The sequence below is a fragment of the Vibrio sp. YT-19(2023) genome (assembly GCF_033337395.1).
Map to the genome: position 1 here is coordinate 44,385 of NZ_JAWOQN010000016.1, position 14,973 is coordinate 59,357.

15 protein-coding genes are annotated in these 14,973 nt (G+C 45.2%); 5 read left to right on the forward strand and 10 right to left on the reverse strand.

Annotated elements, in window-relative coordinates; all coding sequences use genetic code 11:
• Positions 1-10 precede the first annotated feature (10 nt).
• The 7 genes from R7E78_RS13555 to R7E78_RS13585 all read right to left on the reverse strand — a co-directional run bounded on the left by R7E78_RS13555 (position 11) and on the right by R7E78_RS13585 (position 5,641).
• The gene (locus R7E78_RS13555; protein WP_171344404.1) at positions 11-916 is read right to left on the reverse strand and encodes a TIGR03899 family protein; all 906 of its coding nucleotides are present in this window, start codon (positions 914-916) and stop codon (positions 11-13) included.
• A 322-nt stretch (positions 917-1,238) separates the two neighbouring features.
• Positions 1,239-1,733 (reverse strand): DUF3299 domain-containing protein, encoded by a 495-nt coding sequence (locus tag R7E78_RS13560; protein ID WP_005379600.1) that lies wholly within the window; start codon positions 1,731-1,733, stop codon positions 1,239-1,241.
• Positions 1,734-1,737: 4 nt separating this feature from the next.
• Complete coding sequence (locus R7E78_RS13565; protein WP_213971570.1) at positions 1,738-2,997, reverse strand: ABC transporter permease; 1,260 nt, start codon at positions 2,995-2,997, stop codon at positions 1,738-1,740.
• The gene (locus R7E78_RS13570; RefSeq protein WP_042522447.1) at positions 2,994-3,722 is read right to left on the reverse strand and encodes an ABC transporter ATP-binding protein; all 729 of its coding nucleotides are present in this window, start codon (positions 3,720-3,722) and stop codon (positions 2,994-2,996) included. Before R7E78_RS13570 ends, R7E78_RS13565 begins: the two co-directional genes overlap by 4 nt.
• 52 nt (positions 3,723-3,774) lie before the next feature.
• Complete coding sequence (gene zrgA, locus R7E78_RS13575; RefSeq protein WP_085569684.1) at positions 3,775-4,428, reverse strand: zinc uptake protein ZrgA; 654 nt, start codon at positions 4,426-4,428, stop codon at positions 3,775-3,777.
• A 134-nt stretch (positions 4,429-4,562) separates the two neighbouring features.
• Positions 4,563-4,862 carry a DUF2607 family protein gene (locus R7E78_RS13580; protein WP_005379608.1) on the reverse strand — a complete coding sequence of 100 codons (300 nt, stop codon included), beginning with the start codon at positions 4,860-4,862 and terminating at the stop codon, positions 4,563-4,565.
• 227 nt (positions 4,863-5,089) lie between these two features.
• Positions 5,090-5,641 carry a YtfJ family protein gene (locus R7E78_RS13585; RefSeq protein ID WP_054574246.1) on the reverse strand — a complete coding sequence of 184 codons (552 nt, stop codon included), beginning with the start codon at positions 5,639-5,641 and terminating at the stop codon, positions 5,090-5,092.
• Positions 5,642-5,856: 215 nt separating this feature from the next.
• Here R7E78_RS13585 and R7E78_RS13590 point away from each other — a divergent pair, with 215 nt between their 5' ends.
• Positions 5,857-6,057: a DUF1107 domain-containing protein gene (locus tag R7E78_RS13590; protein WP_005379612.1), complete on the forward strand. Its 201-nt coding sequence runs from the start codon at positions 5,857-5,859 to the stop codon at positions 6,055-6,057.
• Between the two features lie 70 nt (positions 6,058-6,127).
• Here R7E78_RS13590 and msrA read toward each other — a convergent pair whose 3' ends face one another.
• Positions 6,128-6,766 (reverse strand): peptide-methionine (S)-S-oxide reductase MsrA, encoded by a 639-nt coding sequence (msrA, locus tag R7E78_RS13595; protein WP_005379620.1) that lies wholly within the window; start codon positions 6,764-6,766, stop codon positions 6,128-6,130.
• Positions 6,767-6,933: 167 nt separating this feature from the next.
• Between msrA and R7E78_RS13600 the strand changes: the two genes are divergently transcribed.
• From R7E78_RS13600 to R7E78_RS13615, 4 genes are read left to right on the forward strand one after another with little or no spacing between them, the layout of a single operon-like run.
• Positions 6,934-8,646, forward strand: a complete 1,713-nt coding sequence (locus R7E78_RS13600) for an autotransporter assembly complex protein TamA (RefSeq protein WP_064353584.1) — start codon at positions 6,934-6,936, stop codon at positions 8,644-8,646.
• Entirely contained in the window at positions 8,643-12,407 is a 3,765-nt protein-coding gene (locus R7E78_RS13605; RefSeq protein WP_262644140.1) for a translocation/assembly module TamB, read from the forward strand. Before R7E78_RS13600 ends, R7E78_RS13605 begins: the two co-directional genes overlap by 4 nt.
• 44 nt (positions 12,408-12,451) lie before the next feature.
• A complete protein-coding gene (locus R7E78_RS13610) occupies positions 12,452-12,799 on the forward strand; it encodes a gamma-glutamylcyclotransferase (RefSeq protein ID WP_258661423.1) in 348 nt (115 codons plus the stop codon).
• Positions 12,800-12,848: 49 nt separating this feature from the next.
• Positions 12,849-13,211 (forward strand): DUF2799 domain-containing protein, encoded by a 363-nt coding sequence (locus R7E78_RS13615; protein ID WP_042522443.1) that lies wholly within the window; start codon positions 12,849-12,851, stop codon positions 13,209-13,211.
• Positions 13,212-13,284: 73 nt separating this feature from the next.
• Here R7E78_RS13615 and ppa read toward each other — a convergent pair whose 3' ends face one another.
• On the reverse strand, positions 13,285-13,815 hold the full coding sequence (gene ppa, locus R7E78_RS13620) for an inorganic diphosphatase (RefSeq protein ID WP_005379635.1): 531 nt from the start codon (positions 13,813-13,815) through the stop codon (positions 13,285-13,287).
• 127 nt (positions 13,816-13,942) lie between these two features.
• Positions 13,943-14,959, reverse strand: coding sequence for a class 1 fructose-bisphosphatase (gene fbp / locus R7E78_RS13625; RefSeq protein ID WP_005383114.1), 1,017 nt, complete (start codon positions 14,957-14,959; stop codon positions 13,943-13,945).
• Between the last annotated feature and the right edge of the window lie 14 nt (positions 14,960-14,973).

The window sequence follows — 14,973 nt, forward strand, 5'->3', positions numbered from 1 at the left end:
CTCAAGCTGGCTAGACGGTATGATGAACCGTACTTTTAGCTTCACTATGGACACTAAATCTATGATTTAACAGTGCAAGCATTTGCTCGTAGTATTCGGCATGTGGTTTGTTTCCGAGCAAGGTGCAGAGCTCATTGCCTGTGGGTGTGAAGCGGTAATATAAAAGGCGGACACCTTTACTGTTTACGTGCAGCGACAAGTTTTTACCTTGGTAGGTGAGGACCAACGGTGTCTCGATACTAATTTCGCCAGATTCAAGTTCGGCACTGTGCAGCAGCCCTAATTCAATTAAGAGCAACAAGCTTGAATACGGCAGTTGAAAACTTCCCATATTTAGGCTGTTGGCGACGTCTCGCTTGCCGAAGCTAAATATGCCTCCTTGCGCTTTGTAACCAATCAGCAGTTTTCTGCTGTGATCCCCTCCAAAACTGCACGCTAAAGAGGCGGCTCTTTGCAGAGTTTGTGCTTCCTTTGGTGACATATCCTTGAGGGTTTTCAACGCTTTCATGGACGTTGAACCCGGATTGGTCACTTCACGCTTCATCACTTGAGCCCATAGCTTTTGCATCGCGCTGTTATGGATGTCTTGAGCCATCTCAAAAAATCGATGCAACCAATCTTGGTCTGGCTCTCCCGCTGTCTCATCTCGGCATGAACTGTGCGCTAATTTTAAAATCTGTTCTAAGTTTTTTTGTCGCTGTTCTTGGCGTCTTTGCTCTCGCAATTGGGCTCTTTCAAACGCAGACTTGGCCGGCGGTTCGGTTTGCAGTAAGGCGTCAAGACCGTGTATTTGGGCTATGGTTTTTACCTTACTAGCACTGTCTTTTATGTAGCCTTGTTTCTTTTCTTGTTGCGTATTTTTTTTTGTGTCTGACTGATGTTCGATGACAACAGGTTGCTTTGTCGGGTCTGCCATTCGTTTTCCTACCAAGAACTGCGCGGTTCGCACGTTTAAATTTACACCTTATCTGACCAAGCGACCAGACAGGAGTTCTCAGTTTTTGAACGAATAGGGCTATTCAAAATGATAATGAGTTGTTAAAATTGTTATCGTTATTTTGGAGGGGCTATGAAGTTCTCAGAAGCAGGTAAACTCAAAAAGCACCTGTCGATAGCGTTTCTTTTGGTTATTTATGTGGGCGTATTAGCGTATTTATCTCGTTATATCGTTTAGCACAAAGCTAAAAAAGGCGCCAGTGTGACGCCTTAGGTGTAGCGAGGCTTATCGACGACTTAAATTACATATCGTCGTAGGCTTCTATTTCTGATCCCTCAATAACGTAAGCCGTTTCTGCCAGTTCGTGGTTTATCGTCTCGGTTTTCAACGTTCCAACCACATATATGACATCCCACAACTCTTGAACAGGCGCGCCTTTCGGAAACTTCACGTAAATGATCTGGTTTGGAGGCGGTGGTGGCACGTGAATACAAGCTCCAAAATATGGCACCAATAAAAACTCGGTGACGGTATCGGCATCACCTTCAAGTGGGATAACAAACCCTGGAATTTTAACTTGGCTTCCGTTCAGTTCTGGTCGAACATTACCAATCTTGGACTGCTGCGCTGCGCCACCACTGTGATCAGATGCAGGCATGCCTATACTGTCGAACAATTTACGCTCTTTTTCTGGAACAAGGTCAATCCAGTCAAGCTTCAATGGTTCTTCGCTGGCCATAACAGGCGCTGTGAATGCGACGACCAGCAAGCAACTTGCGAGTATTTTTTTCCACATTTTATTAAATCCTTATTGTCATTCCGTCACTCAGTGACTGTCGGTAGGCGCGGAGTGCGGGAATGAAACCAATCACAATACCAGCGCATTGTACGAAACCTAATAGTATCCACTCATAAGTAGATAAGATGCTTAAGGTGAGATGTATTCCATAGTGCTGTTGGATGATCGGCTGCGCGATAGCAAGAATAGCATACAGCCCTGTAACGCCAGTAATAATACCAGCAGCAGTAAGCAAGCTGGCTTCACTAATTAAGAGTGAGAAAACATGACGAGGCCTTGCTCCCATGGCACGCAAAATCGCCATTTCACGGCGGCGTTCCTGTAGGCTAGTTAATAGACTGCTTAACATACCTAACAACCCTGCAATCACGACAAAACCAGATACTGCCATTAGGGCTTGCTCTGCAACCGACATCATTCCCCATAACTCATGCAACGCAACGCCGGGCATAATGGCGCTAAGCGGCTCTTTGGGGTAGGTGTTAATTTGTCTTTGCAGGGCGAAAGTTTGAATACGAGATTTCAAACCAACGAGCATAGCGGTAATTTGTTTGGGCTGAAAGTCTCTGTTTTTGAGATCTTGTGCCTTGGGTGTCGGGCCCAAACGCGCACCACTTTCCCACCCAACGTGAATGGCTTCGATGGCTTCCAATGATACATGGACAGTTTTGTCGACTGGTGTTCCTGTAGGTGCAAGGATACCGACAACTTTAAATGGCAGATTGTCATGACGGCTAAAGCCAACGTCGCTAATGCCGTGGGCAATGATGATTTCGCTACCGATATCATAACCAAGTTGTTTAGCGACATCAGAACCTAGTACGGTTTCAAATAAACCATTGAATTCTCTACCCTTGCTGAATGTTAGTGGTTGCTTACTTCCAAACTTGTAATGCTCAAAGTAACTGTGATTGGTTCCCATAACTCGGAAGCCTTTATGCGAGTCGCCAAGCGAGATTGGAATAGCCCAATCGACTGAACGATGATTGGCAAACTCTTGGTAGCTTTTCCAATCGATGTTGTTGGTCGCATTACCAATACGAAACACAGAATAGAGCAATAGGTTCACTTGCCCAGAGCGTCCACCAATAATGAGGTCTGTGCCTGAAATTGTATTGGCGAAGCTATCCTTGGCTTGAGTTCGGATACGCTCGACGCCCAAGAGGAGTACCACTGAAATCGCAACGGTCATGATGGTTAGAATTGCCGTCGCTTTGCGGTTCATCAAGCTCTTCCAGGCGAGCTTTACAACAGCACTCATGATATGGCTCCTAGGCTAGATACTTGATTAATGTCGGGTAGATTGAGCGTGCGATCGAATAAGGGTTCGAGTGTTGGGTCGTGGCTAACGAATACCAGTGTGGCATTGGCTTGATTCGCTTGCTCCATAAGGAGCTCAATAAATGCTTTACGATTGTCATAGTCTAAAGCTGAGGTTGGTTCGTCAGCGATCACTAACTCTGGATGTCCTATCAGAGCTCGAGCCGCAGCCACACGTTGTTGTTGACCAATACTCAATTCAGAGACAGGGCGTGTATGAAGCTCGTTTGGCAAGTGCAGTCGTTCTAGTAGGGCCTGAGCCTGTTCATTTAACGTTTGAGATGAGGCACCTAAATGGGCACGGTCACGTCGTATTTTACTGAACTGACATGGCAATAATACGTTTTCAAGTACGTTAAGGTACGGCAATAAATTGAACTGTTGAAAGATGTAGCCAATATGATTGGCGCGAAAGCGGTCTCTCTGACTGGCACTTAAACTAGCAAGGTCAGTATCGAGTACAGATAGAGAGCCTGAAGTTAATGTGTTAATCCCCGTCAACAAAGCGAGCAAGGTCGATTTACCGCAGCCACTTGGACCTTTGATAAACACATGTTCGCCTTGTGTAATGTGTAATTTGGGGATGTGGATGGTCGCGTTGGTTGAACCGGGCCAGAAAAATTGGGCATCCTCTAGCTCGACAACATTTGGTGTGGTTTCAGTCATATTAAATCACCAAAGCTGTGGCGTGTAAGTGGGTACTTACACGCCACTCGTGTTATTTGATTACGATTTGGGTGTTATCTTTGCTTAATTTAATTGCTGATTGCATGGTATCAGTGAATATATTGACGCTGATGGACTCTGTAGTTGGGAATTGGTTAAACCAATCGGTTTGGATTTGGCTAAGCTGATTAACTTGTTCGCAATTGAAGCGATATTGCACCGAAAATTCACCGTGACCGCCATGATCGTGCGCCTCATCATGATCGTCATGGTGGTCATGTTTATCATGATGTTCATTATGATCATGGTGTTCGTGTCCTTCATGATCGTGATGTGCATGGTCATCATGGTCGTGCTCACTATGATCATGTTCCTCATGAGTTTCGCTTAGGTTGTGGCTCACGTAAGCTTCTTCAATATTACAATCAGCTTGTGAGTTAATAGCGAACAATGCGTTGCTGTCTTCGAGTGTAGCGACGGCTTGTTTAAGCGCTTGCTCTTGTTGTGCGTTTTCTGGAGCATGTTCGAAACCCACAACATCAGCTCCAGGAGCTGTGATCTCTACTAACAGATCTTTGCCATCTTGGGCGATATTAAACTCGACGTGACCATGCACATGAGCACCATGCTGGCGGTATTCGTTTGCATTCGCTGCTGTCGATAAAGTGAGGCCAATAGCAAGGGCTAAAACGTGTTTTGATGACATTGTATTTTTCCTAATTTTACTGGCATTAACCAAAGGCGGTATTGCTCAGATTCGAGTTTCACTAAGTTATTGTTCCCTGACACACTAGGTGCGGGAATGAACTCAATAATTTTGAGTGTGGAATAGTTTGGAAATTAAGCAAAATAAGGAGGGGCACGAGCAGCGCCAAGAACTTCTTCGCCGTACACGAGATGCAAAAAAACATGATGATGCTGGGCGCGCGTAAAAGTCGGTGTAGAGAGGGTAGGTTGTACCTTTGCTATACCGTGCTGAACACCAGAAAATAATTGGCAATGATGATGGGTATGATGGTCGGGCGTCAGATCGACTTGATGAAGTACAACCGCAAAGTTCCAAGCGATCAGCAACGCAACACTGAAAAATAAAGCAGTGCGATACCAATATCTTAGTGTTTTTTGCTGGTGGTGGTACATCTGAGCTCCTCTTACCGACTGTTATAATATAACACCCATAATGAATAAAAGTTCACTCTTTTGTTGGCTAGCAGAAAAATTTAACTCCACACATGCGTGCCGAAAAATATTGGTAATACTCTCTGATGGAAGTGTCGCACTTATAAAGAGCAGAGTTATCACTGCCCATGCTTCTAATCAAATTCATATAGCTCCTTACAGCAAGAGCAAGGAGCCATTCAATGAAGCTAGATGTTCTGTTTAATAAGCTCAATGACTTTTGTTATCTCATCTTGCTCAAGTGCGCCCTCTTTGACGAACAGAATTTTGCCCGTTTTGTCTTGAACAATAATGGCCGAGCTTTCTTCTTTCAGGTCCCAAGTATTAGCAACTACGCCACTTTCATCAAGAACCATGGATGACCAAGGAAACTCTTTTTTGCTGTCTTGAGCTGAAGACTTCACGAAAGAGCCTGTCCCCCAAATTGCATCATCTTGGTTGATGATAGTCGTCGTCTGGTAGCTTTCTTGTGGAAAATTTGCCGCTGTTATTGCCGACATTAAAGGGGCATTCATCTCTTTTGAACTGCTACGGCCTGCGATGGCTTGAATAACACGAACTTTGCCTTGCATATGTTGAGTTGCCCAGGGTTGGTATGCAACGCCTTCGCCTTGTAAAACAATCTCGCCGTAAGCGGCAACATTGACAGGAGGAACGCTTTTTCCTACTGACAAGTTGTGTGCAAAGGTCAAGCTTGGCGTTAAGGCCAGTAGTAGAGGTAGGAGAGTCTTAGTTTTCATATTGTTATATTCCGTACGAGGTTTGGAAGCTTCCAGTATATATCCAGATCTTAGAAATTTGTAGGACCGTTTATAACATTTATTTAACGTATGGAGTGGTGTAATCTTGCGTTATATTTAGAATTTGCTAAAATGAGTTCCGTCGCAAATTGCGCATTAAGATTGCAGAGGAAAAATAAGCAATCCGTGTTTTCTCAAAGGAATTGAGGTGAGTTATGCTACGTGAGTTTGCTGTATATCGACCATTACAAGTGGCCCGTTTTGTTAAAACGTTGTTCAAAGGTCAGTTTTTTATTGTCGGGGTTGGTTGTTTTCAGTTCGACAATGGCAAAGTGTTACTACCTGACGTCAACGATCATAAAAGGCTCACCATCTTTAAAGAAGTCAACCAAGTGATAGCATCATTATCGGCTTAGTTAGCTTGGTACCCACTTAGATTTAGAAAAGAGCGACCATATCGGTCGCTCTTTTTGTTGCTGGTTAGGTTTATCCTTGGAGGCTTGGTGGGAAGCAAACTCCCGTTCCTCCGATGCCACAGTAACCATCAGGGTTTTTCGCCAAATATTGCTGGTGGTAGGTTTCCGCAAAGTAATACGGACCTGCTGGTTGTATTTCGGTGGTGATGTTCGCGCGCTGCTCTTCTTGCAGTGCTTGCTGATACAAGAGTTTCGATTTCTCTGCGCTCTCGAGTTGCTCCGTCGAATAAGTGTAAATTGCAGAACGATATTGAGTACCTAAGTCGTTACCTTGACGCATTCCCTGAGTTGGGTCGTGTTTTTCCCAAAAAACAGCCAGTAGCTTTTCTAATGAGATGACGCGTTCATCGAAAACGACTCGTACGACTTCTGTATGACCCGTTTTACCCGTACAGACTTCTTCATACGTGGGATTGGGTGTGTAACCCCCAGCGTAACCGACTGAAGTAGATACAACGCCGTCGAGTTGCCAAAATACGCGCTCAGCGCCCCAAAAACAGCCCATTCCGAGCAAAATCTGCTGTTGGTGTGACGCAAGAGGCGCCTTTAGGTTAGATTTATTTACAAAATGATGATCGTCAATCTGCATTGGTTGATCTCTACCTGGCAAGGCATCTTCTATACTGATCAATGTTTGTTTGTTGAGCATGGTATTTGTCCTTCAATACGTGTCTTAAATTTGCGAACTTTTTCATTTCGTCTGTATCTGATGCTGTGATGACATAGACCGCGTTAAACCTATTAATATTACAGACTTAGAATCTAATTGGCGTTATCATTATTTACGTTTACTTAACCTCATTCAGCCATAAAAGCATGATAAAAAAAGCTCTCCCCACCATTGTTGGCCTGTTTGCCTTTTCTCATGGTGCCTATGCCGATGTTTCTTTGACTTTGAAAGGCATTGATGGCGCTTTAGAAGAGAATGTCAGTGCGTATCTATCATCTATTCCAGAGAAGGATTACTCCACTTCTCTGCGTTTTCAAGCGAGATTAGATCAAAGTATCACTGAAGCGCTTAACGCGCTTGGGTATTATCATGCAAAAATTTCATACTCTATTCCTGAAGCGAATGATGAGTTAATTGTGCTCATCAAGCCGGGCTTGCCAGTGAAAGTGAAAGTCATGGATGTGGTCATCACTGGAGAGGCCAAGGACGATGAAGAGTTTGCAAAACTTATTGAGCGCTCTCCGCTCAAAGTTGGTCAAGTTTTGAATCAAGGCCAATACGACAGCCTTAAGTCAGGCATTCGTAACTTGGCGCTTCAGCGTGGTTACTTCAATGGTGAGTTTACGCTAAGTCGATTAGAGGTTATCCCTGATCTGAACGAAGCTAATGTCCGTTTGCACTACAGCAGTGGAATACGTTTCAATTTTGGCGACGTTTCTTTTATTGGCAACCACATCTGGGAAGACCGTGTCGCATCACTACAACCTTTTAAAGAAGGGGACCCATACAACGTTTCGAAGCTGGGCGAGTTTAACCAGAAGCTATCAAATACGGAGTGGTTTTCCTCAGTTTTTGTTGAGCCTGAATTGGATAGGCTTGATGATGGCCGAGACTTGCCAATTAAAGTGTCTTTATCTCCTGCTTCGAAGAATCAGATCGAGACGGGTATTGGTTACTCAACGGATGTCGGCGTTCGAGGAACGTTGAAGTGGAAGAAACCTTGGGTGAGCTCCCGAGGACACAGTTTCAACACTGCTTTATCCCTATCTAAGCCAGAGCAAACCGTGACTGCTTCTTACAAAATTCCTTTAGAAGATGTCGCTAACGATTATTATCAAGTTCAATATGGGCTTAAAAACCTAGACAACCGTGACACGCAGAGTATCGAGTCTAACCTTGCAGTGGAACGTCATTGGTTAGCAGACGGTGGTTGGCATAATACCGTTTATGTTCGTCATTTGTACGAGAGCTTTACGCAAGGTTTACAAGATGATGAATTCAACTTCGTACTTCCAGGTGCGACATTTTCTCGGACTAGGGTTCGAGGGGGCAATATGCCAATGTGGGGAGACAAGCAAAGCATCACTGTTGAGTATGGTGATACCGCTATGCTTTCTGAAACTAGAGTGCTCCGCTTAATTGGCTCGACTTCTTGGATTCGTGGTATTGGAGAGAATCATCGTGGTTTGTTCCGCTTAGAAGGTGGTGCGAATATTACCGATGAACTTGAAAAGCTATCACCGTCGCTGCGTTTCTTCGCAGGTGGTGACAATAATATTCGTGGTTACGGCTATGAATCTATTTCACCTGTGGATGAGAGTGGTGCTTTGACGGGTGGTAAATACATTGTTAGCAGTACATTAGAATACCAATATCGTGTTTATGGAAACTGGTGGGCTGCAACGTTTTACGATATTGGTGATGCGTTTAATGAAACACCAGATTGGAAATCAGGTGCTGGTGTTGGTATCCGCTGGGCGTCTCCGGTGGGCCCTGTTAGTTTTGATTTTGCATGGGGGTTGGATGCAAAACCAGAACGAGAGTTTCGTATCCACTTCTCATTGGGGCCTGAGCTATGATCAAAATGATGTTTAAGTGGACCAAATGGCTGTCGCTCAGTTTGATTGGTCTATTGCTGTTGCTCATCATTATTGTCGCGACAGTTTTATTTACCCACCCAGGCCTCAAATTTGCCTTGTGGGGAGCCGAAAAAGCACTACCACAATTGCAGATTGAAAAAGTGCAGGGTTCATTGTTTCCTCGCTTCGAACTGCATAACGTCAGTTTTGTCGATGAGTCTTTGAATATCGATGCCAAAGTCGAGCGTTTAGCTTTGGCAGTGAACTTCCGCTGTTTCTTTGACCCTAAGGTTTGTGTCGATGAGTTAAGACTGCAGGGGCTTGACTTTAAGATGCCTGAGCTACCGCCAGCAAGCGAGGAGCAAGAGGAAACACCACCACTGCGTTCTATCAGTACGCCAGTGCCAATTTTTGTTAATAAAGTCAGCTTTAATGATATCAATGTCAATGTGCTGGGCAATCAAATTGATTGGCAAACATTCTCGACCGCTTTGTCGATGCAGGGCGATCGTTTGGTGATCGCACCTACCGCGTTGAAAGACATTAATGTGGCTTTAGCACCAAGTGAAGCTGAACCTGAAGCGGTTGTTGAAGAGCCGAAAGAAGCCGATGCTACGCCGCAAGATATTGTGTTACCCGAAGTATGGATTCCACTGACGGTGGAAGCGCGCCGTCTGGATATTCACAACTTTAAACTGGCAGGTGAAACGCCAGTGATCGTCAATCATCTTGGTTTGGTTGCAAGAGCAGGCGGTGAGCGTGTTGATGTCAAAACATTAGAGCTCGACATGCCAGAAGTGGAAGGCAAGTTGAGCACACAAGTGACGCTTTCTTCTGATTACCCTATCAAAGCGCAATTGGACGCGTTAGTGAAGCAAGCAGATGCGAAGGGGCAAAAACTGTCGCTTTCGGTCTCGGGTTCGGTTGGTGATTTGTCACTAAATGCTACGCTTTCTGAGCTTGTACAAGCGGAGATCAAAGGTGATATTCAACCGCTTAAAACGCAGTTACCGTTTGATGTCGTGATTAAAAATGTACAGGCGCAATGGCCGCTATTTGGACAAAGCGATTACCAGGTTTCTGTACCAAGCTTGGTGGCAAAAGGCTCACTTGATGGCTATGAAGTCGCATTAGAAACCAAAGCGTCAGGCAAAGATATTCCCGCCGTTGATGTCGCACTAAACGGCAAAGGTACGTTAGAGCAAATTGACCTCGAAAGCCTTGTAGTGAAAACCCTGGGAGGCGAACTCTCTGGGAAAGTCATGGCCAATTGGGCTGCGCCAATCAACTGGCAAGCTGACTTAAACCTGAAAAACATTCAACCAGGTTTACAATGGAAAGAAGCTGAAGGGGATATCAGCGGTAACCTTTCGACTTCGGGGTCGTTAACAGAACAAGGCGGTTGGCAAGTCAGTTTGCCTAAGTTAGACATTGACGGCATTTTGCGAGGGTATCCGCTGAATGTTGAAGGGCAACTTGAAGCGTCTGATAAAAACGGCAAAGGCGAAGACATCCAACTTACCACTCAGGGTTTAGCGCTTTCTCATGGTCCAAACCAACTCAGTGCAAAGGGTAAGATCGATAAGCAAATTCTGATGGATGTTGAGGTTAACTTCCCTGATTTTGCGAAAATTGTTCCGGATCTTGCAGGTAAAATGCAAGGTAAAGTCGCACTACGTGGTAGCTTGAAAGAACCAGACATCAATCTTGATCTCGCTTTAAATCAGATAAACTGGCAGCAACAGGCGAACGTAGAAACGATCACCTTAAAGGGTGATGTGAAGCCTCTGCCAGCACCAAAAGCGAACATAAGCCTAATTGCGAACAACATTACCTATGACGACATAAAAGTTGATAGTGCTGACCTTGAAGTCTCTGGGGATGAAAAACTGCATCAACTGACGCTCGATGTAGTGTCTGACCTGGTGTCGACCAGTTTAGAAATTGAAGGGACATTCCAGCAGAAACCAGAAATGATTTGGAATGGGGCGCTGCGCCGCTTGACGCTGAGCTCGCAACAAGGCCCGTGGGCGTTGCAAAAATCGACCGCGGTGAAGGTCAATATCGACAAACAGATCGCGAACGTTCAAGCGCATTGTTGGTTGCAAGCGGAGTCGAGCGTATGTCTAACCGAAGACATTAGTGTCGGTAAGAGTGGCCAGGCGAAGTTAGCTATCAATGATTTTGATTTTGACCAAATCAAACAATTCCTGCCGCCAGAAACCAAGCTGCAAGGCTCGGTTAATGCACAGGCTTTTGCTAAATGGGCACCAGAGAAAAAGCCTGAAGTAACCTTAAGTGTCAATATGCCAAAAGGCCAAGTTGAACAAGCGCTTGAACAGCCAATTAAAGTCGGTTGGGAAAGCTTCAACTTTAAAGCAGCATTAGCGAAAGACAAGCTTGATGCCGAGTGGCTATTTGATGTGAAAGATAACGGTGACTTGTCTGGTAAGGTTTCTTTACTGAATGTCTCGTCTGAAAAGCCCACTATTGATGGTAAGGTTTCACTCTCTACGTTCCACTTGGATTTCTTGGCACCGTTGATTGGTGAGTACAGCTTGTTTAAAGCAAACATGAATACTGACCTAGCGATATCAGGTGACGTCATGCATCCGAAGGTGAACGGCCAGTTCTTGATTGACCAAATGAAGCTACAGGGTGAAGTCACACCGATAGATATAAACTCAGGGCAGGTCGTCATCAACTTTAAAGGCCATCAAGCGGACTTGGATGCCGGAATTTTAACCCCGGATGGTGAGTTGAACGTTACCGGTGATGCCGACTGGCAGGACTTACAGAACTGGCGCACTAAAGCGCGTGTATTTGCTAAAGAGCTCAATGTTGATTTGCCTCCAATGGTAAAAATCAAAGTGGAGCCTGACATGACAATAGATGTGACCCCTCAGCTTGCGAAAATTGAGGGTGATATTAATTTGCCATGGGGCAGAATTGTCGTCGAAGAGCTTCCACCAAGTGCGGTAGGCGTATCGAGTGATACCGTTATTCTCGATAAAAACTTGCAGCCAGTGGACGATGTGGCTGCGATGCCGTTTGATGTGGAAACGAACATCAACATTAAAATTGGTGATGACTTCCAACTTGCCGCTTTTGGTTTAAAAGGTGGGTTGAAAGGGAACCTAAACGTGACACAAAAAGACAAAGGTCCTTTCATCGTTGGTGAAGTGAATGTTGTCGACGGTTCTTATCGTTCGTTTGGTCAGGACTTATTGATTAAAGAAGGTAAGATTCTGATGAATGGTCCACCAGATCAACCTTACTTGTCTATCAAAGCGATTCGTAATCCAGACAATACCCAAGATGATGTCATTGCGGGGGTACAAGTGTCAGGCCCAGCATCTGATCCGAGTATAGAAATTTTCTCAGAGCCCGCGATGAACCAAGCCAATGCACTTTCTTATCTACTTCGTGGTCAAGATATTGATGGTGAAGCCGGTGGTAATGCAATGACAACTACCTTAATTGGTTTAAGCTTGGCGAAGAGTGGTCGTGTGGTTGGTGAAATCGGTGAAGCCTTTGGCGTACAGGATTTACAGCTGGACACTGCTGGGTCGGGCGATGACTCGCAAGTGACGGTGAGTGGTTATATTCTGCCAGGTTTGCAGGTGAAATATGGTGTCGGCATCTTTAACTCCCTAGGTGAGTTCACTGTGCGTTACCGATTGATGCAAGACTTGTATTTAGAAGCGGTATCTGGTGTAGATAGCGCCGTTGACCTACTCTATCAGTTTGAGTTCGATTAAAGTGCTTTAACCTAAGCATACACAGTCATGACTAAGGAGTGGTTATGCAGCATTTGATTTTTGTCTACGGCACGTTACGCAAGGGAGAGTACAACCATCAGTATTTGCGCTCGGCGCAGTTTCTTGGTTTACATGAAACGGATGCTCAATTTGCAATGTATGACTTAGGCCCTTATCCAGCGTTGTCTGATGGGCAACGCTCGATTCAAGGTGAAGTGTACCTGATTGACAGTGAAACCTTATCTGAGCTAGATAGGTTAGAAGATGTGCCAGTGGAATATCGCCGAGAGAGCATCGTTACGCCTTTTGGCCAAGCTTGGATCTACTTATATCAAAATACTGAGCAATTAACCGAAGAAATCGCTTCCGGAGATTGGTGTCAAAAGGTGTGAGCTATACTGACATTATCAATAGCAACGAGCTAAACACTAAGGAGTCACGATGAAAGCATTCGTAATTGGAGTAATGGCGTTGCTTCTTGCTGCATGCGCACAAACAACACTACCGACTTCGAATAATGTGACCGATTGGCAAGTGTTTGGTAGGCAGTCAGCTTTAGATGGATTACGGGAGTTATCTGAGGAGCGAATTGCGAAGCTGGATGATGTTAACCATGCGACGCCAGAACTGATAATGGCTTATCAAGCGGGTTACCAGCAAGGCAAACAAGAGTATTGTGAGCAAAGTGCTTATATGCTCGGTGTTATCGGGCGGCCGTATTTTGGCATTTGTGATGATGTTGACCCCTTCTTTCAACATGACTACGACGCTGGACGAATGTCTTCAGCAGGCGCACCTATCTAGTTGACACAGGTAAGATGAAAGCAAAAGAGCTGCCCTAGAGCAGCTCTTTTTAATTTTGTATCAGCAGTGATGCTTATTTTTTCTGAGCTCGTTCGTAAGATTCTAGGATTTCAGCTTTGGCGGCAGCAACATCTGCCCAACCATCCACTTTCACCCATTTGCCTGCTTCAAGCTCTTTGTAACGCTCAAAGAATTGCGTGATCTGCGCTTTCAATAGTTCTGGGATATCGTCCACATCTTGGATGTGCTCGTACTCTTTCGAGATTTTTGAGTGGGGAACCGCAAACACTTTTGCATCTTCACCCGATTCATCTGTCATCTTCAAAACGCCAACAGGACGGCAGCGAATGACTGAACCTGGCATGAGTGGGTATGGTGTTGGTACCAATACGTCGACTGGGTCGCCATCAAGAGACAGGGTATTGTTCACGTAGCCATAGTTGCATGGGTAGAACATTGGTGCAGACATGAAACGGTCGACAAATACAGCACCAGAGTCTTTATCTACTTCGTACTTGATTGGATCTGCATTTGCAGGAATTTCGATCACGACATAGATATCTTCAGGCAGCGACTTGCCTGCTGGTACATGGTTTAAGCTCATTAGAATATTCCTTTTCATTAACGATGAGTCACACAAAAGCGGCTTCATCTGATGATAAATTCGCGTTTCACTTTAGCGACAAAAACGCGGCAGGTAAACACCTGCCGCGTTGGACAAAGGTCTGAAATTATTCTTCGTCGCGGTGCAGTTCAAGGAACTCTTCAACTTTGCGAACCATGTTCTTCGAACCCACAAAGAAAGGTACACGCTGGTGCAACTCAGTAGGCTTGATGTCCATAATGCGATTCACGCCGTCCGATGCAATGCCGCCAGCTTGCTCAATGAGGAATGCCATAGGGTTACATTCGTAAAGCAGGCGTAGCTTGCCTTGTGGGTGGCTTTGTGTGCTTGGGTAAAGGTAGATACCGCCTTTCAGTAGGTTGCGGTGGAAATCAGCAACCAGCGAGCCAATGTAGCGAGAAGTGTATGGGCGACCGTCTTCTGGCACGTTTTCTTGGCAGTACTTGATGTACTTCTTCACCCCTTGAGGGAAACGAATGTAATTACCTTCGTTGATGGAGTAGATCTTACCATCATCAGGAATCATCATGTTTTCATGAGAAAGACAGAAGCTGCCGATAGATGGGTCGTAAGTAAAGCCGTTTACGCCGTTACCAGTTGTGTATACCAACATGGTGGAGGAGCCGTAAATTACGTAGCCCGCAGCCACTTGTTTGTGACCAGGTTGTAGGAAGTCTTCTTCAGTTGGTGGAGTACCGATTGGAGAAACACGACGGTAAATCGAGAAGATAGTACCAACAGAGACGTTCACATCGATGTTAGAAGAGCCATCAAGTGGGTCCATCAGTACTACATATTTGGCGTTTTGGTTGAGTTCTTTATTGAACGCAACTGCTTCGTCTTCTTCTTCACTGGCAACGCCACACACTTGATCACGAGCTTCGAGCGCGGCTTTGAACTTATCGTTCGCGTAAACATCGAGCTTTTGCTGATCTTCACCTTGGACATTTTCCGTACCTACAGCACCAGTGATATCACCGAGACCCGCTGCGTTGATTTCGCGGTTAACGATTTTTGCAGCTAAACGAATGGAGGCTAAAAGGGATGATAGATCACCGCTAGCGTGGGGGAAATCCGCTTGTTTTTCGACAATGAACTCGCCTAGGGTGCGCAGTCCTGACATGGTTAATCCTTACA